Raw genomic sequence first — 19,801 nt, 5'->3', positions numbered from 1 at the left:
GCTGCAGTCCAGAAATCCTGCCAGCTGCCAAAACTTCCCTGCATGCAAAAGCCGGCCCCCGAGAGGGCCGGCTCATATGCCGTATCTGTATCCGTTCCCGCTCCGATACCGGTCAGAGCAGATAGCGCAGGTAGACGTAGATTGTCGAGATCGCAATCGTCATGATCATGATCGGGAAGCTGATCTTGAAGTAGTTCAGGAACGAGATCTTAACGCCGCGGTCCGCCGCCATGCCAGCGACGATGAGGTTTGCCGAAGCACCGACGAGCGTACCGTTGCCGCCGAGGCAGGCGCCAAGAGAGAGGCTCCACCAGACCGGCTCGAGATTGTCTACCCCCATCGCGCCCATGTTCTGGATCAAGGGGATCATCGTCGCGACGAACGGGATGTTGTCGAGGACCGAGGAGACGAGTGCCGAGAGCCAGAGAACGAGCAGCGACGTCTTCGTCACATCGCTTTCCGTGAGTGCCACGGCCTTCGTCGCGAGGTCGCGGATAACGCCCGTCTCGCTGAGGCCGCCGACTGCGACGAAGAGGCCGATGAAGAAGAAGATCGTCGCCCACTCGACCTTGCGCATCGAGAAGTCGACGGCGTGCTGGCTGCCGCCCTCGAGGAACAGCAGCAGGAAGGCGCCAAAGAGCGCGACGACAGACGACTCGATATGCGTGAAGGAATGCGTGAAGAAGCCGAGGATCGTCAGGCCGAGCACGAAGAGCGAGCGCGCGAGCAGCTTGCGGTCCTTCAGAGATTTCGTCTCATCCATCTGCATGATCTCCGCCTGCAGCTCCGGCTTCGTGACCATCTGCTTGCGGTAGAGGACGTTCATGACGAAGAGGACTGCCACCATGCAGAGGATGACGACCGGCGTGAGGTTCTCGATGAAGGCGACAAAGGTCAGTTCCTTGACGGCACTGCCGATCATGATGTTCGGCGGGTCGCCGATCAGCGTCGCCGTGCCGCCGATATTCGAGGCGAGAATCTGCGTGAGCAGGAACGGCACGACAGGGATGTGCAGCTTATTGGTGATGGCGAAGGTGACGGGGACCATCAAGAGGACCGTCGTCACATTGTCGAGGAAAGCCGAGAAGACAGCCGTGATGATGCCGAGGTAGATGAGCAGGCGGCGCGGCTGCGCCTTCGCGGCCTTCGCCGTCTTGATGGCAACGTAATCGAAAAGCCCCGTCTTGGCCGTGACGCTGACGAGGATCATCATGCCGATGAGCAGGCCGAGCGTGTTGAAGTCGATGTGATGCAGGGCCGTGTCCACTGGCATGATGCCTGCAATGATCATGATGATGGCGCCCATCATGGCGACGATCGTGCGATGGACCTTCTCTGAGACGATCAGCATGTACATCAGCACAAAGATAATGGCAGCTAGTGTTTCCATAAAGTTCCTCCTTGATGAATGGCGTTCTTCCTTCTTCCCCATGTGCCTGCAATAAAATAGACGGAGCCTCTATTTGAACAGACTCCGCCTAAAATTCCCCTATGCAATTCACATATGTCTAGTATAACACAGATAATCCCCGATAGCAAGACAAACTTCACGCTCAGGTGGAAAAGCCCAACAAAAAAGCTCCGGCGAACCGGAGCATCTCTCTCAAATGGTGCGTCTGGCAAGATTCGAACCCGCGACCCACGGCTTAGAAGGCCGTTGCTCTATCCAGCTGAGCTACAGACGCATATGGATGGTCGGGATGACAGGATTCGAACCTGCGACATCCTGCTCCCAAAGCAGGCGCGCTACCAAACTGCGCTACATCCCGTTATTACGTACTTTACTATTATAATGACTTATCGCTGCCTTGTCAACGCATCCGCCAAAAATTTTGGAGGCATTGCGTCAGGAGGGCGGAAGAGACGTTGACAACTTTACAATTGGATGCTAACGTTAGTCATGCCGAATCTTTTATCATCACGCTATCATACGAATCATTGCCTACAGGAGGGTTCCCTATGATCAAAGAAGCCATTGAGAAGATCGTCAGCAAACAGGATCTCACTTACGACGAAGCCTACACCGTCATGAATGAGATCATGAACGGCGAGACGACACAGGTCCAGAATGCCGCCTATCTCGCAGCTCTCTCGACGAAGAGCACGAAGGCGGAGACGATCGATGAAATATCGGGCTCGGCCATGGCCATGCGCGACCATGCGCTCAAGGTCGAGCATGCGATGGATGTGCTCGACATCGTCGGCACGGGCGGCGACCACGCGCACAGCATCAACATCTCGACGACAGCAGCCATGATCATCGCCGCAGCAGGCGTCAAAGTCGCCAAGCACGGCAACCGCGCCGCTTCCTCGAAGTGCGGTGCCGCCGACTGCCTCGAAGCGCTCGGCGTCAACCTCGACCAGCCGCCCGCTAAAGTCGTCGAGGAGCTCGAGAAGATTGGCATCTGCTTCATGTTCGCCCAGAAGTACCACGCCTCGATGAAGTACGTCGGCGCCATCCGCAAGGAACTCGGCATCCGCACCGTCTTCAACATCCTCGGCCCTCTGACGAACCCGGCACATCCGACGCGCATGATCCTCGGCGTCTACGATGAGTACCTGCTCGAGCCGCTCGCCAACGTCCTGCTGACGCTCGGCGTCAAGAGCGGCATGGTCATCTACGGCCAGGACTGCCTCGACGAATTCTCGATGAGCGCTCCGACGAGCGTCTGCGAATTCAAGGACGGCTGGTATCGCCGCTACACGCTGAAGCCGGAGGACTTTGGCTTCACGCGCTGCACGAAGGATGACATCCGCGGCGGCGATCCGGCTGAGAACGCAGCCGTCACGCTCGCCATCCTCAAGGGTGCCCAGGGACCGAAGACCGACATCGTCCTGCTCAATGCCGGTGCCGCGATCTACGTGGGCGGCAAGGCTAAAAACATCGCCGAGGGCATCGAGGTTGCCCGCCAGATGATCGCGTCGGGCGCTGCCCTCAAGAAGCTCGAGGAATTCAAGCAGCTCTCAAATGCCTGAACATCATCCGGCAACGAAAAAGAGGAACCCAGACGGGTTCCTCTTTTTCGTTGTTTATCTCATGCGAGTTCACTCGTTGCGGAGCTTCTGGACCTCGTCGAGCAGGTACTCGTTGAGGACCTTGATGTAGGTGCCCTTCATGCCGAGCGACTTCGACGAGATGACGCCGGCCGACTCGAACTTGCGCAGGGCATTGACGATGACCGAGCGCGTGATCTTGACCTGGTCCGCGATTTTCGAGGCGACGAGCAGGCCTTCCGTGCTGTCGAGTGCCGAGAGAATGGCATAAGCAGCCTTGCGTTCCGAGAAGGACAGCGTGTTGATGGCAATCTGGACCGTCGCTTTCTTGCGCGCCTCAATCTCAATCTTCTCGGCGTGGTCGCGCAGCATCTCCATGCCGACGACCGTCGCGCCGTACTCGCAGAGCAGCAGGTCATCGTCATCGAACTCTTCGTCATACTTGGCGACGATCAGCGTGCCGATGCGCTCGCCGACGCCGTAGATCGGCACAACCGTCGTGTTCTTGCCGTTGAAGAGGCACTTCGTATTCTCTTCATAGGCGCACATGCCCGTTTTCGAGCGCAGGTTGGCACACGTCTCATCCATGCGCATGAGCCAGTTGACATAGTGCTTCGGGAACTCGCCCTGGTCGATGACCTTGTCGATCATGAGATCGCATTCAAAATCGTCGACAAAGGCATAGCCGTAAATCTTGCCCTTCTTGTTGGTGATATAGACATTTGCATTCAGGACATTGCTGAGGACACGCGAGATGCCATCATATTCTACATTTTCAGAACGCTGAAGCAGACGATTGATCTTGCGGGTTTTTTCTAGTAAAGATGCCATGGTATACGCTCCTTTGATCTCTTGACGAATGAATTCCGAAAGTTTTATTTTTGAACACCTTTAGTTTATCATACTTTTCAAAATAGTCAAAGAGAATCTGCTGATTTTTTTATTTTTTTCGCGAATTCTGGCCAATGAGATGCGCACCGCAATAAAAAGCAAGCAGGATACAGGCAATCCTGTACCCTGCTTACCTGACGGACCTGTATCAGAGGATGAACTGCGAGAGGTCGCGGTTGATCACGATGTCGGCCAGGCGCTCGTTAACGTAATCGGCATCGATGACGACATCCTTGTCGGTGAGCTCCGGCGCGCGGAAGCTGATGTCCTCGAGGACTTTCTCGAGCAACGTGTGCAGGCGGCGGGCGCCGATATCTTCGGCCTGCTCATTGACGTCGCAGGCGAGCTCGGCGATACGGCTGATGGCATCCGGCTTGAAGGAGAGCGTGAGCCCCTCCGTCGCAAGCAGCGCTTCGTACTGCTTGATAAGGGCGTTCTGCGGCTCCGTCAGGATGCGCTCGAAATCCTCCTTGCGCAGCGACTTGAGCTCGACGCGGATCGGGAAGCGGCCCTGGAGCTCCGGGATGAGGTCCGAAGGCTTCGCCATGTGGAAGGCGCCGGCTGCGATGAAGAGGATGTGGTCCGTGCGGACCGGGCCATACTTCGTCGAGACCTGCGAACCTTCGACGATTGGCAGGATGTCGCGCTGCACGCCTTCGCGCGAGACGTCAGCACCCGAGCTGTTGCCCTTGACCGCGACTTTATCAATCTCATCGAGGAAGACGATGCCGCTGTACTCCGTGACCTTGACAGCCTCTTCCGCAACAGCTTCCATATCGATGAGCTTGCCGGCCTCTTCCTGCGTGAAGATCTTGCGGGCCTGCGCGACCGTGACTTTGCGCTTCTTGTGGCGCTTCGGCATGATGTTGCCGATCATATCCTGCAGGTTGTCGCCCATGCCCTCGAGGCTCGAGCCCGAGAACATGCCGACCATCGGACGGCGCGACTCCTCGACATCGATCTCGATGAGCTCGTCTTCGAGCTCGCCCTTCTCCAGGCGCTTGCGGACCCATTCGCGGCCGGCCTGATACTTCTTCGGCTCGTCCGCCGGCTTGTCCTTCTCTTCCTCATCATCGCCGCCGAAGAGGCGGCCGAGCGGGTTCTGTGATTTCTTCGGCTCTGGCACAAAGACATCGAGGATGCGCTCTTCTGCCTGCTCTTTCGCCTTGTCCTGCACGTCTTCGAGGCGCTCCTGGCGGATCATGCGCACAGCGGCCTCGGTCAGGTCACGGATGATCGATTCGACATCGCGGCCGACGTAGCCGACCTCCGTGAACTTCGTCGCCTCGACCTTGATGAACGGTGCGCGGACGAGCTTCGCGAGGCGGCGGGCGATCTCCGTCTTGCCGACGCCCGTCGAGCCAATCATCATGATGTTCTTCGGGATGACCTCTTCCCTCATGGCTCCCGTGAGCTGACGGCTGCGCCAGCGGTTGCGCAGGGCGATGGCCACAGAGCGCTTCGCCTCATCCTGTCCGACGATGTAGCGGTCAAGCTCTTCTACAATCTCGCGCGGCGTCTGTTCGTTGACGCCGATACTTTCGATACGGTTCTCCATCAGTCAAGTTCCTCCACTCTGATATTGTGATTCGTGTAGACGCAGATATCGGCCGCGATCAACAGCGCCTCCTTCGCGATGTCCTTCGCCTCCATGTCGGTGTGCTTGACGAGGGCACGCGCTGCCGAGAGGGCGAAGAAGCCGCCCGAGCCGATGGCAGCGACATCGCCGTCCGGCTCGATGACCTCGCCGTTGCCGGATAGCATCAGGAGCGTGCTCTTGTCGGCCACGAGCAGCAGGGCCTCGAGCTTGCCCATCATCTTGTCGGTGCGCCACTCCTTAGCGAGCTCGACAGCCGCACGCTGCAAGTTGCCGTTGTAAGTCTCGAGCTTGGCCTCGAATTTCTCGAACAGCGTGAACGCGTCGGCAACGGAGCCGGCAAAGCCGGCCAGCACGCGGCCGTGGTAGATGCGGCGGACCTTGCGGGCCGTCGACTTCATGATCGTGTTCTGGCCGAACGTCACCTGGCCGTCGCCTGCGATGGCCGTCTTGCCATCCTTGCGCACGGCACAGATGGTCGTCGCATGGAACTGTAATTCTGTACTCATATATAATCCCTCATTTCTGGGTAATCGCTTTTATCAGCAGCCAAAGATCTGCGGTTTGAACGCCTCGATCGCTGCCAGAGCTTTCTCGGCTAGCAGCTGTTTCTTCTGTTTCTTGTCGCGGATGCGGCGCCCATTGGCATCGCGAATCTCGACGGGCGGCAGGATGCCGAAGTTGACATTCATCGGCTGGAAGTGCTTGGCCTCGCTCGTCGTGATGTAGTGGCAGAGCGCGCCGTGGCAACTCTCCTCCGGGAAGACGAGCGGCTGCTCACCGCGCGCTATGCGCGCCGCATTGACGCCGGCTACAAGGCCCGATGAGGCCGACTCGATGTAGCCCTCGACGCCCGTCATCTGACCGGCAAAGAGCAGATGGTCCTCGCCTCGAAGCTGCAGCGTCGGGCGCATGTGGCGCGGCGAGTTCAGGAAGGTGTTGCGGTGCATGACGCCGTAGCGCAGGAACTCCGCGTGCTCGAGGCCGGGGATCATGCCGAAGACGCGGCGCTGTTCCGGCCACTTGAGATGCGTCTGGAAGCCGACGATGTTGTAGAGCGTCGCGCCCGCATTGTCCTGGCGCAGCTGCACGACGGCATAGGGGCGCACCCCCGTCACGGGGTGCTCGAGTCCGACGGGCTTCAGCGGGCCGTAGAGCAGCGTGTCGATGCCGCGGCTCGCCATGACTTCGACCGGCATGCAGCCCTCGAAGAACTTCTCCTTCTCGAAGTCCTTCGTCGGCGCCTTCTCCGCCGTCACGAGCTCATGCCAGAACGCCTCGTACTCTTCCTTTGTCATCGGGCAGTTGATGTAGGCAGCCTCGCCCTTGCCATAGCGCGAGGCGCGGTATGCCTTCGTCATGTCGACCGACTCGAGGCTGACGATCGGCGCAGCGGCGTCGTAGAAATACAGCGAGTCGTTGCCCGTGCGCGCGGCGATATCGTCGGCAAGGCTGCCGGCCGTCAAGGGGCCGCTCGCCACGATCGTCACAGCATCCTCTTCCATCGGGATCTTCGGCACTTCTTCATGCACGACTGTGATCTGCGGGTGGTTCGTGACCTTCTCGGTCACGTAGTCGCTGAAACCGTGGCGGTCGACAGCGAGCGCACCGCCGGCGGGCACACGCGTCGCATCGGCTGCCTCCATGATGATGGAGCCAAGGCGGCGCATCTCTTCCTTGAGCACGCCGACTGCATTCTCGAGGCCCGCGCCGCGCAGCGAATTGCTGCAGACGAGCTCGGCAAAGCCGGCCGTCTTGTGCGCCGGCGTCGACTTCTCGGGACGCATCTCGTAGAGCGTGACTTCCGCACCTTGTCTGGCTGCCTGCCAGGCGGCCTCGCTGCCGGCCAGGCCGGCGCCGACTATGATGACTTTTTTCATGGATTCTCCTTCTTAGCGGGCGCTCCCGCCGTCTCTGCCGATTGTTCTGCGGCTTCAGCTGCCGCCTTCTCCGCCTCGCGCTTGCGCTTGGCTTCGGCGCGCTCGCGCATCTTCTCGAGTTCCTTGTTGATGGGGTGGTTGATGCGCGTCTCGCAAGCATCATTGCTGCAGTAGAGCATGCCGCGCCCGTTCTTGAAATGATGCTTCAAGAGGAAGGCACCGCATTTCTCGCACTTCTGCTGTTGCGGCGTATCCCAGGTCGTGTAATCACAGTCCGGATAGTTCTCGCAGCCATAGAATGTGCGCCCGCGGCGCGTGCGGCGCTCGACGATCTTGCCGCCGCACTTCGGACACTTGACACCTGTATCTTTCAAGAGCGGCTTCGTGTTGCGGCATTCCGGGAAGCCCGGGCAGGCGAGGAACTTGCCGTAGCGTCCCTGCTTGATGACCATCAAGCGGCCGCAGTGCTCACAGCGGACGTCCGACACCTCTACGGGCAGTTCGACGTGGCCGATGGCCTCGTCGGCCTTCTCGAGCGTCTGCTCGAACGGACCGTAGAACTCCCGCAGCAGCTGGTTCTTGTGGACCTTGCCCTCGGCGATCTCATCGAGCTCGTTCTCGAGATTGGCCGTGAACTTGACATCGACGATGTCTTTGAAGTACTCCTCGAGCATGTCGACGACGACGAAGCCGAGCTCCGTCGGCTGGAAGTGCTTGTCGATGCGCTGGACGTAACCGCGCGCCTGGATCGTCTCGATGATCGGCGCGTACGTGCTCGGGCGGCCGATCTCCTTCTCCTCGAGCGTCTTGACGAGCGAGGCATCGTTGTAGCGCGGCGGCGGCTCTGTGAAGTGCTGCTGCGGCAGCGTCTTGGCGATGTTCAGGACATCGCCTTCTTCAAGCTCCGGCAAGAGGACGTCTTTTTCCTTCTTCGTCGTCTCAGCACCGGCGTAGACTTTCGTGAAACCGGCGAACTTGAGGCGGGAACCGTTGGCGCGCAGGTCATAGCGGTCGCCGGCCTTGATGGCGATTGCCATCGTGTCGTAGATGGCCGGCGTCATCTGGCTGGCGGCAAAGCGCTGCCAGACGAGCGTGTAAAGCTTGAGCTGGTCCTTGTTGAGGTACTTCTCGAGGCTCTCCGGCGTGTGGACGAGGCTCGTCGGGCGGATGGCCTCATGCGCATCCTGCGCTTTCTTGCCCGTCACGTAGACGTTGGCCTTCTCTGGCACGAATTCCGGGCCGAACGCTTCGAGCAGGAACGACTTCGCCTCCTGCTGCGCGAGCTCCGAGATGCGCGTCGAGTCCGTGCGCATGTAGGTGATGAGACCGGTCGAGCCGTGGCGACCGAGCTCAATGCCCTCGTAGAGCTGCTGCGCGAGCATCATCGTCTTGCGCGAGGTGAAGCCGAGCTTGCGCGCGGCATCCTGCTGCAAGGAGCTCGTCGTAAACGGCGCCGCGGGCTTGCGCCTGCGCTCACTGCGCCGCACGGATACGACCGTCAGCGCTTGCTTGGCGAGGTCTTCCGTGACGGCCATCGCTTCGCTCTCATTGTGCAGGGCAATCTTCTTGCCCTCCTCATCGGTGACAGCGAGGCGCTTGCCGTCGATCTGCACGAGGTCGGCCTGGAACATCGCCGATCTCTCCTTGCGCAGCTTGAGTCCGACCGTCCAATACTCATCCGAATGGAACGCCTGGATCTCCTTCTCGCGGTCGCAGATCAGTCGGACTGTCACCGACTGCACGCGGCCGGCCGACAGACCCTTGCGCACCTTGCGCCACAGAAGAGGCGACAGCTTGTAGCCGACGATGCGGTCGAGCATGCGGCGCGCCTGCTGCGCGTCGACCTGATCGAGGTTGATGGCGCGCGGGTGCTTGACGGCCTCCTGGATGGCCGGCTTCGTGATCTCGTTGAAGACGATGCGGCAATCCGATGACGGGTCAAGTCCTAGGATGAACGCCAGATGCCAGGCGATTGCCTCTCCTTCGCGGTCCGGATCGCTTGCCAGATAGATCTTGTCGGCATGCTTCGCGTCCTTCTTGAGCGCCTTGATGAGATCGCCCTTGCCGCGTATGTTGATGTACTTCGGCGCGAAGTCATTCTCGATGTCGATGCCGAACTGGCTCTTCGGCAGATCGCGCAGATGACCCATGGAAGCGCGCACCATGTACTTCTTTCCCAGATATTTCTCGATGGTCTTGGCCTTGGCCGGAGACTCGACAACGACGAGCGTTCTCTTTGTCTTCGTCTTGGTTCTTGTCTTTGCTTTTGGTGCCGTACTTGCTTTTGTTGCAGCCAAACCGTCACTCCCTCTCGGCACGCCTGTAGGCATGCAGTTCATTTTCTATGATCAGTCCCTTGAGCTCCATCTGCAGGAGCGTGAAGGACAGATTCGGCATCTCTCCATCCGGCAGGCTCATGAGGATCTCGTCGGCGCTCAGCGCGCGGTCAAAGGACAGGACCTGATAGACCCTGCGCTCGTCCGGCGTCATGCTCTTCTGCTTCTTGGCCGTGACCTTCTGCACGAGCCCCATGTCCTCGAGGATATCGCCAGGCTTCGTCACAAGCCTCGCTCCCTGCTGGATCAGGTGGTGGCAGCCCTCACTCATCTTAGAGAAGACGCTGCCCGGCAGTGCATAGACCTCGCGCCCTTCACTAAGGGCGAGTTCCGCTGTAATCAGCGAGCCGCTCCTCGCGGCCGCCTCGACGACGAGCGTCCCCTCAGACAGACCGCTGATGATGCGGTTGCGCGCGGGGAAGAAGGCCGGTAGCGGCTGGACGCCCGGCGCGTACTCCGAGATGACCGCGCCGCTCTCCGCAATCTGCGCGAGCAGACGGCGATTTTCAGCCGGATACGCCACATCGATGCCGCAGCCGAGCACGGCGACCGTGCGGCCTGTCTTGAGCGCACCGCGATGCGACCTCGTATCGATGCCGCGCGCTGCACCGCTGACGACCGTCAGGCCCGCAGCGGCCAGCTGCTCGCCGAACTCGAGCGCCAGCGCCTCACCGTAAGGGCTCAGGCGCCTCGAGCCGACGATCGCGACGCGGCGCTCCTTTGGCATGAGCGTCCCGCGGCAGTAGAGCACGGGCGGCGGCGAAAAGATTTCCTTCAATAAATACGGGTAATCCTCATCCTGCAGCGTGCAGAGATGGACGCCGCGCTGCTCACAGATATCCGCCAGCGCTTCCGGCATATCGGGATGGTCCCTGCGGAATGCGTCAATCGTGCTGACGAGCCCCTGCGGCATCTTGACGAGCCTGCTCATCTCAAGAGCCGGCATCTGCCAGAGGCTCACGGCATCCAGGCCTGTCTGTAACAACTGGCCGAGCCTGCGGCTGCCGAGTCCCGGGCACTGCGCGAGTGCCGCCAGATAGAAATCCTGCCTTGCATCCATAGCATCGCCTTCTTCCTGGTCTATACGTTATATCATCTTACCCAAAAATCGGATAATATGCAACCTCTCGGCGTAAAGTTTCAGAAAAAATACACACTGACGTGATGACAAGAAAGGCCATCTGCCCAAGCAGACGGCCCGTTGTCATTCCGTGAAAAGTTCATCCCAGTAAGCAAAGGCAAACATCAGGATGATCAGGAACAGAAGAAAGAGATCCCCCATGGTTCCACCCCTTCGGTAAAATCCGTAAAATCCGGTAAAAACGTAAAAAAAGGGAGAGAGACGCTTGCCCCTCTCCGAAAAGATTACATGACGCGACGGGCACCGATATAGCAGGAACCCCAATAGGAACTGTACAGGGATGCAACTGATACACCCTGGCTCGACGATGCGTTGATGAAATCACCATCGCCAAGATAGATGCCGACGTGCGACGGACCCGGCTCATACGTCGAGAAGAAGACGAGGTCGCCCGGCACGAGCTCGCTCGTGGAAACCGAGTAGCCGACCTCATACTGTGCATCAGCCGTGCGCGGCAGGTAGACACCGGCATTGGCGAATACATAGCGGACGTAACCCGAGCAGTCAAAGCCGTTCGGCGTCGTGCCGCCGAAGACGTACGGGACACCAAGGTAGTTCATGGAATCCGATACGACGCGGCGTGCGATGGAGTTCGTCGTGGAGCTGACTGCCGGCATCGATTTGCCGAGCAGAGCGGCATACGTGGAAGGACCGACAAGTCCGTCTGCGTTGATGCCCTGCGTCATCTGGAAGCTCTTGACTGCCTCGACCGTGGCGGGGCCATAGGCACCGTCTGCCGTGACGTCGTAGCCCAGATTGGCCAGCTGGCCCTGGATTTCTGCTACATCGCTGCCCTGATCTCCGACGCGAAAAGCTGAAGCCCCCGCCACCGAAAACCAGCACATAAGGATCATGGATACTGCGAAAATGATACGCATTGCTTTACTCAAAAAGCCACTCCTCTCTCTCTTCGCTTACGAGGTTAGCTGCCGGGTTAGGGTAGAGAAGACCACCCTCGCCTATTTCACCATGAAGACCGCTCGGCCTGACACCGTGAGCCAGACGTTCACCCCAAAAAACTTGGTTCCCCCGCTCCTGGGCTGGACTCAGCTTATTCTTTTTGCGCCCATTTGATTTATAATCATACGACAGGAGTCGTCGTACTTCGAGAAGTTAAATCATAAAAAGTGCTTCCTTCTGTTTTCAAGCTCGTTCGTTCTCATTTCTTTCAGGTTCTTTTCAGATTAACCTCAGATATGAAAACAGGCTGCCAGAAGGGGCAGCCTCATTGCTTGCAGATGTTATAAGTCGTCAATAAGCCGAGTTCTGTTCCGCTCACGCGGTGACAATCATTTATCTAGGCACGGCAGTTGCCTGCCGGCTCAAGCGACTCAACCCGGAAGGTTCCGCGGGCCGCATCATCCCTTCCCTATTTGGTCTTGCTCCATGTGGGGTTTACCGAAGCCAGCCAGTCACCTGACTGCTGGTGCGCTCTTACCGCACCTTTCCACCCTTACCTGACGAGTCAGGCGGTCTAAATCTCTATGGCACTTTCCCTGAGGTCACCCTCGCTGGACGTTATCCAGCACACTGCCCTGTGGAGCCCGGACTTTCCTCATCAGCCTCGAGGGCTGCCGCGATTGTCCTGACAACTTATATCAACACAGCGAATTATAGCACTTTAGCACGTATCTGTCAAATCAGCTCCTAATCTATCCCGAAAATACGTGTTTTCTCACGTTTTCCCCGCAAGCCTGGACATTTGGCCTTTTCTTTTCCCGCGCATTTCACTATAATGTACGTATACGATTTAAAATCTTCAGAAAAGAAATCACGTTGTCCATCATCAAGAAAGAAAGAGGGAAACACCATGAGCACACCACATATCGCTGCCGAGAAGGGCGAGATCGCTGAGCGCATCCTGCTGCCGGGCGACCCGCTGCGCGCCAAGTTCATCGCCGAGAACTTCCTCGACAATCCGAAGCAGTACACCTCTGTCCGCAACATCCTCGGCTTCACGGGCACCTACAAGGGCGTTCCCGTATCGGTCCAGGGCACGGGCATGGGCATCCCTTCCATCTCCATCTACGTGCACGAGCTCATCCATGAATTCGGCTGCAAGAAGCTCTTCCGCGTCGGCACCTGCGGTGCCATGCACCCGGATGTCCACCTGCGCGACGTGCTGATCGCACAGGCAGCCAGCACGGACTCTTCGATCATCCGCAATATCTTCGGCGGCTCGATCAACTTCTGCCCGATTGCCGACTACGACCTGCTCTCGAAGGCAGTCGCCAACACGAAGAAGCTCGACCTCAAGGCTACCGTCGGCAACATCATCTCGGTCGACCGCTTCTACGACGAGGAGATCGACAACGACAAACTCCGCAAGTACGGCATCCTCGCCGTCGAGATGGAAGCAGCTGCCCTCTACACGCTCGCAGCTGAGGCACATGTCCAGGCACTCGCCCTCTTCACGGTCAGCGACCATCTGCTGACGGGTGAAGGCTGCACGACGGAAGAGCGCCAGACGTCGTTCAACGACATGATCAAGATCGCACTCGAAACGGCAATCGAAGACTGAGCATCAAGCTGACTTCTCTTTCTCAACATATATTTTCCATTCTTTTTCTTCTTTCCAATCTTCATGTCCAAGAAAAACGACCACATCAGACGATGTGGTCGTTTTGTCGTTTCTGTGTTCAATTCTCCTGAGGGAAGGCTCACGCCTCTGCCAGGAAGGCCATGTAGCCCTTCTTCGTCTCGTAGATGTCGACCTTGCTCGTCGCTTCCCACGGGGCGTGCATCGAGAGGACGCCGACGCCGCTGTCGATGACCTGCATGCCGTAGAGGCTCATGATGTAGGCAATCGTGCCGCCGCCGCCGAGATCGACGCGGCCGAGCTCAGCGAGCTGGAAGTGGACATCGTGCTTCTCGAGCATGCGGCGGATCTCGCCGAGGTATTCGGCATTGGCATCGTTGGAGCCCGACTTGCCGCGCGCCCCCGTGAACTTGTTGAAGACCATGCCGCGCCCGAGGTAGGCGACGTTCTTCTTGTCGTAAGCGCTGGCATAGAGTGCATCGTAGGCACTGGAGACATCAGATGAGAGCATCTTCGAGTTGGCGAGGCAGCGGCGCAGGCCGAGCTCACTGTACTGGCCGCAGGCGTTCATGAGCTCAGCGAGGATGTTCTCGAAGAAATGCGACTGCATGCCCGTCGCGCCGACACTGCCGATCTCTTCCTTGTCGACGAGCAGGCAGCAGGAGGTGCGCTTGCGCGGAGCACTGCTCTCAAGCATGGCCACGAGGCTCGTGTAGGCGCAGACGCGGTCGTCCTGTCCGTAGGCGAGGATCATGCTGCGGTCGAAGCCGAGGTCGCGCGCGCGGCCGGCTGGCACGAGGACGAGCTCAGCCGAGAGGAAATCCTCTTCTTCGATGCCGTACTGCTCCTCGATGAGCTTCAGCACGCCGGCCTTTACCGACTCCTTCTCGCCATCCTTGAGCGGGTAATTGCCGACGAGAATGTCGAGGTCTTCGCCCTCGATGACCTTGGCCGCATTCTTCTTCATCTGTTCCTGCGAGAGATGGATCAGGAGGTCCGTCACGCAGAAGACAGGATCGCCTTCCTCCTCGCCGATGCGGATCTCGACGACCGTGCCATCTTTCTTGACGACGACGCCGTGCAGAGCGAGCGGCAGCGTGACCCACTGGTACTTCTTGATGCCGCCGTAGTAATGCGTGTCGAGGTAAGCGAGGCCGCCGTCTTCGTAGAGCGGGTTCTGCTTGACGTCGAGGCGGCACGTATCGATGTGCGCGCCGAGGATGGCGAGGCCCTGCTCAAGCGGGTCTTCACCGATCTGGAACAGCACGATGCTCTTCTTCATGTTGACGGCGTAGACCTTATCGCCGACCTTGAGCTTCTCCCCCGCCTGCAGTACATCGCAAAGGTCGCGGTAGCCTGCGGCCTTTGCCTGGCGCACAGCCTCCACGACACTCTCGCGTTCTGTCTTGCAGGTGGAGAGGAAGTCACGGTAGCCTGCGGCCAGTTTCTCAAGCGCCTCTTTATCGGCCTCGGTATACGAGGACCATACGGACGCCTTTTCTTCTCTTGCCATATGCAATCTTTCCTTTCAAGTTCAGATCAAATGTATTCAACGGAAGTATTCATCGAGGATCTCCGCGAAATCCTCGCGCGTCACGGCCTTGTTGAAGCGGTCGCGCAGGACGGCACCGTGCACGATGCCGCGCGTGTACCAGGTCGCGTGCTTGCGCATCTCGCGCGGACCGACGTAGTTGCCCTTGTACTTGAGCAGCAGGTCGAGATGGCGCATGATGACAGCTGCGCGCTCCTGCATCGTCGGCCCCGGCAGGCGCTCGCCCGTCTCAAGGTAATGCGTGAACTGGCGGAAGATCCAGGGATTCCCCTGCGCAGCGCGGCCGATCATGACGCCGTCGCAGCCCGTGACCTCGCGGATCCTGTCGAGGTCATCAAAGGTGCGCACATCGCCATTGGCGATGACGGGCACCTTGACGGCGCGCTTGACGGCGCCGATGATCTCCCAGTCTGCACGGCCCGTATAGAACTGCTCGCGCGTGCGGCCGTGCACAGCGATAGCATCGACGCCGGCTGCTTCCGCGAGCTTCGCTATCTCGACGACATTGACTGAGCTGTCATCCCAGCCCTTGCGCATCTTGACGGTCACGGGCATCTTGACGGCCTTGCGGATGGCCGAGAGGATCGCGTAGGCCTTCTCGGGGTCGCGCATCAGGGCCGAGCCCTCCCCGTTCTTGACAATCTTCGGTGCAGGACAGCCCATGTTGAAGTCGAGGATGTCGGCCGTGCCGAGCGATTCGACGAAGGCAGCCGCCTCCGCCGCCATCTCCGGCGTATTGGCGAAGATCTGCATGGCCAGCGGGCGTTCCTCCGGCTCCGACTGCAGCATGGCGAGCGTGCGCTCATTGCGGAAGTGGATGCCCTGCGACGACACCATCTCAGCAAAGCAGAGCGGGCAGCCCATATCGTGCGCGATGATGCGGTAGGCCGTATCCGTCACGCCGGCCATCGGCGCGAGGAATACCGGCGCCTTGAAGCTGTACTCACCGATCTTCATGGGGATGTCCTTTCTGGTTGCGCTCGTAGAGGACGCGCAGACCCGTGAGCGTCAGGAAGTGGTCAATCTTGTCGATCGTGGCAGATTCCTTCGAGATCATGCGCGCGAGCCCGCCCGTCGCGATGACCTTGACCTCTTCCTCCACGCCGTTCTCGCGCATCTCCCGCTTGATGCGGCGCGCGATCTCGTCGATCTGGCCGACATAGCCGAAGATGATGCCCGCCTGCATGCCCTGGATCGTATTGCGGCAGATGATGTTCTTCGGCGGCACGAGCTCGATGCGCGGCAGCTGGGCTGCGCGCTGGAAGAGCGCCTCCGAGCTCGTGCCGATGCCCGGCGCGATGACGCCGCCCAGGAAGTCGCCGTTCTTCGCCACGACATCGAAGGTCGTCGCCGTGCCGATGTCGATGACAATCAGCGGGCCGCCGTACTGCTCGTAGGCGCCGACGACATTGACGATCCGGTCCGCGCCGATGGAGCGCGGGTTCTCGTAGTGGAGGCGGATGCCCGTCTTGATGCCGGGCCCGACGATCAGCGGGCGCAGGTGGAAATAGCGCTCGCACATCTTGATGAATGGCACGACGAGCGGCGGCACGACAGACGAGATGATGATGGCATGGATGTCGGCCATCTCGATGCCCTGATAGTGGAACAGGCTGTTGATGAGCATGCCGTACTCGTCGCCCGTCTTCTGGCGGTCCGTCGAGATGCGCCAGTGTTTCTGGAGCTCCTTGCCCTCATAGGTACCCATGGCAATATTCGTGTTGCCGATATCTAGAACTAATAACAAATATAATCCTCCTGTTGTAAAAGCCTGTCTCAGTCCTGCTGCGGGCGGATGGAGACGTCGCCCGCGAGGACGCGTCGGCGTCCTTCTGCCGTATCGACGAGCAGAGCGCCGTCCTCGTCGATATCGACAGCCCTGCCCGTAAAGGCATCCTTGCCGCCGCGCGCATCGATGACGCGCACCATCTGCCCCAGCGTGATGCTGTAGCGGCGCCACATGGAGAATACCTCTGCGAAGCCCTCGCGCAGGATGGAGTCGTAGAGCGCATCCATGTGCTCCAGGACGGCGCGGAAAAACGCCGCGCGCGGAATCTCCTCGCTCTTCACCTGCGAGAGTGAAGTCGCCTTGTCGCGCAGGTCCTCGGGGAAATCCTCTTCGGCGATGTTGACGTTGATGCCCGTGCCGATGATGACGTAATGGATGCGCTCCATCTCGGCGCTCATCTCGGTCAGGATGCCCACGAGCTTCCTGCCATCTGCAAGCACATCGTTCGGCCACTTGATGCCGACCTTCATGCCGAAATCCTCTGCGGCCTGCGCGACAGCGACGGCCGACAGCAGCGTACACTTCGGCGCTTCCTGCGGCAGGAAGTCGGGGCGCAGGATGACCGAGAACCAGATTCCCTTGCCCGCCGGTGAGAAGAACGAGCGCTCGAGGCGGCCGCGCCCCTTGCCCTGTTCCTCAGCGACGACGATGAGGCCGTCCGGCGCGCCCTGCTGTGCGAGCCGCTTCGCCTCGAGGTTTGTCGAATCGACGGTCGGATAGAAGCGGATCTCCCTGCCGATGCGCCTCGTGCGGAGGCCATTCTTGATTTCTTCCGGGCGAAGCGTGTCCGGCGCACTCTGCAGGGAATAGCCGCTGCGCGAGTGGCTGACGATGTCATAGCCATCGCGGCGCAGCTCCTGGATGTGCTTCCAGACCGCCGTGCGCGAAACGCCCAGGCGCTTCGCCATCTCCTCACCAGAAAGGTAGGAATCGCCTGCTGCTCTGAGCAAGTCTAATATCTTTGAGCGCAAAAACGCCACCTCCTCATTGTAACACCACTATATTATACACCGTAGCGGGGTATAAAAAAAGCAGGGATTCTCTTGCGAGAACAGCCCTGCTTTTGCTGCATCTTCTTATTTGTCGTAATGCGTGACGTTGAATTTCGGTTCGGCTTCCTTCTCGTGTTCCTCTTCCGATTCCTTCTCCGTCTCTTTTGCCACTGCCTCAGGCTTCTCTGCCTGCTCTACGGGCAGCGGCGTCACGGCCGGCGTGCCGGACTGCGGCTTGTCGTCCTCGTCCTTGTCGTCTGGATCGGTGATGCTTCCCATCGTCAGGAGCTCTTCGAGTTCCTTGGCCGTCAGTGTCTCGCGCTCCATGAGAGCCTGCGCGATGAGCTCGAGCTTGTCGCGGTTCTCCGTGATGATCTTGCGGCAAGCTTCGTACGCCTCTTCCATGTACTTGCGGACTTCCTTATCGATCTCGCTGGCCACTTCTTCCGAGTAGTTGCGCTGATGGTTGATGTCACGGCCGAGGAATACCTGATGGTTCTGGCTCTCGCCGTAGGCGACAGGTCCGAGCACATCGCTCATGCCGTACTGCATGATCATGCTGCGCACGATGCGCGATGCCTGCTGGATATCCTGCGAAGCGCCCGTGGAGATCTCCTTGAGCACGACTTCTTCCGCGACGCGGCCGCCCATCGCGACCTTGAGGCGGTCGAGGAGCTCGGAGCGCGTCGCGTAGTTGCGGTCTTCCTTCGGCAGCATCAGCGTGTAGCCGCCCGCGCGGCCGCGCGGGATGATCGTGACCTTGTGGACAGGATCGGCGTGCTTGAGCATCATGCCGACGAGCGTATGGCCGCCCTCATGGTATGCCGTCAGGCGCTTCTCTTCTTCGCTCATGACGTGCGACTTGCGCTCCGGACCTGCGATGACGCGCTCGATGGCTTCTTCCATCTCCGTCATGCCGACCTTGTGCTTGTCGCGGCGGGCGGCGAGCAGTGCCGCCTCATTGACGAGGTTCGAGAGGTCCGCACCCGTAAAGCCCGGCGTGCGGCGCGCGATGATATCGAGGTCGACATCCTTTGCCATCGGCTTGCCCTTCGTGTGGACCTTGAGGATGGCCAGACGGCCGCGCACATCGGGCTTATCGACGACAATCTGGCGGTCGAAGCGGCCCGGGCGCAGGAGCGCCGGGTCGAGGATATCCGGGCGGTTCGTCGCCGCGATGATGATGATGCCCTCGTTGGCCGCAAAGCCGTCCATCTCGACGAGCAGCTGGTTGAGCGTCTGCTCGCGCTCATCGTGACCGCCGCCGACGCCAGCGCCGCGCTGGCGTCCAACTGCATCGATCTCATCGATGAAGACGATGCACGGCGCATTCTTCTTCGCCTGCTCGAAGAGGTCGCGGACACGCGAAGCGCCGACACCGACGAACATCTCGACGAAGTCCGAGCCCGAAATCGAGAAGAACGGTACACCCGCCTCGCCTGCGACAGCGCGTGCGAGCAACGTCTTACCGGTGCCCGGAGGGCCGAAGAGCAGGACGCCCTTCGGGATGCGGGCGCCAAGCTCGTTGAACTTCTTCGGGTGCTTGAGGAACTCGACGACTTCTTCGAGCTCCTGCTTCGCCTCATCCGCACCGGCGACATCGCGGAACGTGACCTTGATCTTGTCGGCGCCGCTCATGCGCGCGCGGCTCTTGCCGAACGACATGACGCGTCCGCCGCCGCCCTGCGTCTGCTGCATGATGAAGAACCAGACGCCGATGAGCAGCAGGATGGGGATGACAGACGAGAACATCTGCGACCACCAGGGCGGCTCCGGCGGATTCTCCGCCGCGATGTCGATCCCCTTCGCCGAGAGCTTCTGGTAGAGGTCCGGGTCATTATTCGGGGCATCCGGCGTGATGGTCGTGAACTCCGTGCCATCTGCGAGCGTGCCGTGGATCGTGTTCTGGATGATCACGACTTTCGACACATCGCCCTTGTCTACCTGCTGCAGGAACTGCGTGTACTCCACTTCCTGGCGGTTCGTGTTCTTCGTCGAGAAGTAGTCGATGACGGAGATTGCCACCAGGATGATGAGCAGATAGAACCCTACATTGCGTAGAAACTTATTCAATCCATTGTCCTCCTTTG

General features: G+C 59.6%; 15 protein-coding genes, 2 tRNA genes, 1 other RNA gene and 1 riboswitch. Of the genes, 2 read left to right on the top strand and 16 right to left on the bottom strand.

Features of this window, described 5'->3' with window-relative positions; all coding sequences use genetic code 11:
• Positions 1 to 112 precede the first annotated feature (112 nt).
• The 3 genes from B2X55_RS02980 to B2X55_RS02970 form a co-directional block, all read right to left on the bottom strand.
• Positions 113 to 1,390 (bottom strand): ArsB/NhaD family transporter, encoded by a 1,278-nt coding sequence (locus B2X55_RS02980; RefSeq protein ID WP_286820807.1) that lies wholly within the window; start codon positions 1,388 to 1,390, stop codon positions 113 to 115.
• Between the two features lie 218 nt (positions 1,391 to 1,608).
• Positions 1,609 to 1,685 (bottom strand) — tRNA-Arg (locus B2X55_RS02975).
• Between the two features lie 7 nt (positions 1,686 to 1,692).
• Positions 1,693 to 1,769, bottom strand: a tRNA-Pro gene (locus tag B2X55_RS02970).
• A 190-nt stretch (positions 1,770 to 1,959) separates the two neighbouring features.
• Between B2X55_RS02970 and trpD the strand changes: the two genes are divergently transcribed.
• Positions 1,960 to 2,976, top strand: a complete 1,017-nt coding sequence (gene trpD, locus B2X55_RS02965; RefSeq protein ID WP_286820806.1) for an anthranilate phosphoribosyltransferase — start codon at positions 1,960 to 1,962, stop codon at positions 2,974 to 2,976.
• A 69-nt stretch (positions 2,977 to 3,045) separates the two neighbouring features.
• Here the strand turns inward: trpD and codY are convergent, their stop codons facing one another.
• From codY to rnpB, 8 genes are all read right to left on the bottom strand, one after another.
• On the bottom strand, positions 3,046 to 3,825 hold the full coding sequence (gene codY, locus B2X55_RS02960; protein WP_036373807.1) for a GTP-sensing pleiotropic transcriptional regulator CodY: 780 nt from the start codon (positions 3,823 to 3,825) through the stop codon (positions 3,046 to 3,048).
• A 208-nt stretch (positions 3,826 to 4,033) separates the two neighbouring features.
• On the bottom strand, positions 4,034 to 5,443 hold the full coding sequence (gene hslU / locus B2X55_RS02955; protein WP_414683478.1) for an ATP-dependent protease ATPase subunit HslU: 1,410 nt from the start codon (positions 5,441 to 5,443) through the stop codon (positions 4,034 to 4,036).
• A complete protein-coding gene (gene hslV / locus B2X55_RS02950; protein WP_286820805.1) occupies positions 5,443 to 5,991 on the bottom strand; it encodes an ATP-dependent protease subunit HslV in 549 nt (182 codons plus the stop codon). Before hslV ends, hslU begins: the two co-directional genes overlap by 1 nt.
• Before the next feature lie 33 nt (positions 5,992 to 6,024).
• The gene (gene trmFO, locus B2X55_RS02945; protein ID WP_286820803.1) at positions 6,025 to 7,362 is read right to left on the bottom strand and encodes a methylenetetrahydrofolate--tRNA-(uracil(54)-C(5))-methyltransferase (FADH(2)-oxidizing) TrmFO; all 1,338 of its coding nucleotides are present in this window, start codon (positions 7,360 to 7,362) and stop codon (positions 6,025 to 6,027) included.
• Complete coding sequence (gene topA, locus B2X55_RS02940; RefSeq protein ID WP_286820802.1) at positions 7,359 to 9,701, bottom strand: type I DNA topoisomerase; 2,343 nt, start codon at positions 9,699 to 9,701, stop codon at positions 7,359 to 7,361. The genes trmFO and topA overlap by 4 nt, the downstream gene beginning before the upstream one ends.
• Positions 9,664 to 10,758 carry a DNA-processing protein DprA gene (gene dprA, locus B2X55_RS02935; protein WP_278823421.1) on the bottom strand — a complete coding sequence of 365 codons (1,095 nt, stop codon included), beginning with the start codon at positions 10,756 to 10,758 and terminating at the stop codon, positions 9,664 to 9,666. The genes topA and dprA overlap by 38 nt, the downstream gene beginning before the upstream one ends.
• 305 nt (positions 10,759 to 11,063) lie before the next feature.
• A complete protein-coding gene (locus B2X55_RS02930; protein WP_288270992.1) occupies positions 11,064 to 11,717 on the bottom strand; it encodes a C40 family peptidase in 654 nt (217 codons plus the stop codon).
• Between the two features lie 17 nt (positions 11,718 to 11,734).
• Positions 11,735 to 11,901: riboswitch (cyclic di-AMP (ydaO/yuaA leader) on the bottom strand.
• Positions 11,902 to 12,079: 178 nt separating this feature from the next.
• An RNA gene (gene rnpB, locus B2X55_RS02925) (RNase P RNA component class A) lies at positions 12,080 to 12,435 on the bottom strand.
• Positions 12,436 to 12,649: 214 nt separating this feature from the next.
• Between rnpB and deoD the strand changes: the two genes are divergently transcribed.
• Positions 12,650 to 13,360: a purine-nucleoside phosphorylase gene (deoD, locus tag B2X55_RS02920; protein WP_036373831.1), complete on the top strand. Its 711-nt coding sequence runs from the start codon at positions 12,650 to 12,652 to the stop codon at positions 13,358 to 13,360.
• Positions 13,361 to 13,499: 139 nt separating this feature from the next.
• On the opposite strand, the gene B2X55_RS02915 is transcribed toward deoD, so the two are convergent.
• The 5 genes from B2X55_RS02915 to ftsH form a co-directional block, all read right to left on the bottom strand.
• Complete coding sequence (locus B2X55_RS02915) at positions 13,500 to 14,891, bottom strand: aminopeptidase (protein ID WP_286820800.1); 1,392 nt, start codon at positions 14,889 to 14,891, stop codon at positions 13,500 to 13,502.
• Between the two features lie 36 nt (positions 14,892 to 14,927).
• Positions 14,928 to 15,887 (bottom strand): tRNA dihydrouridine synthase DusB, encoded by a 960-nt coding sequence (gene dusB / locus B2X55_RS02910; protein WP_278823416.1) that lies wholly within the window; start codon positions 15,885 to 15,887, stop codon positions 14,928 to 14,930.
• Positions 15,874 to 16,677, bottom strand: coding sequence for a type III pantothenate kinase (locus B2X55_RS02905; protein WP_036373841.1), 804 nt, complete (start codon positions 16,675 to 16,677; stop codon positions 15,874 to 15,876). The genes dusB and B2X55_RS02905 overlap by 14 nt, the downstream gene beginning before the upstream one ends.
• A 29-nt stretch (positions 16,678 to 16,706) precedes the next feature.
• Positions 16,707 to 17,690 (bottom strand): biotin--[acetyl-CoA-carboxylase] ligase, encoded by a 984-nt coding sequence (locus tag B2X55_RS02900; protein ID WP_286820799.1) that lies wholly within the window; start codon positions 17,688 to 17,690, stop codon positions 16,707 to 16,709.
• 105 nt (positions 17,691 to 17,795) lie between these two features.
• Entirely contained in the window at positions 17,796 to 19,784 is a 1,989-nt protein-coding gene (gene ftsH, locus B2X55_RS02895) for an ATP-dependent zinc metalloprotease FtsH (RefSeq protein WP_286820798.1), read from the bottom strand.
• Between the last annotated feature and the right edge of the window lie 17 nt (positions 19,785 to 19,801).

Source organism: Mitsuokella sp. UBA4253 (genome assembly GCF_002395285.1).
Taxonomy (GTDB): domain Bacteria; phylum Bacillota; class Negativicutes; order Selenomonadales; family Selenomonadaceae; genus Mitsuokella; species Mitsuokella jalaludinii.
This window is presented reverse-complemented; position numbering and strand designations above follow the sequence as displayed.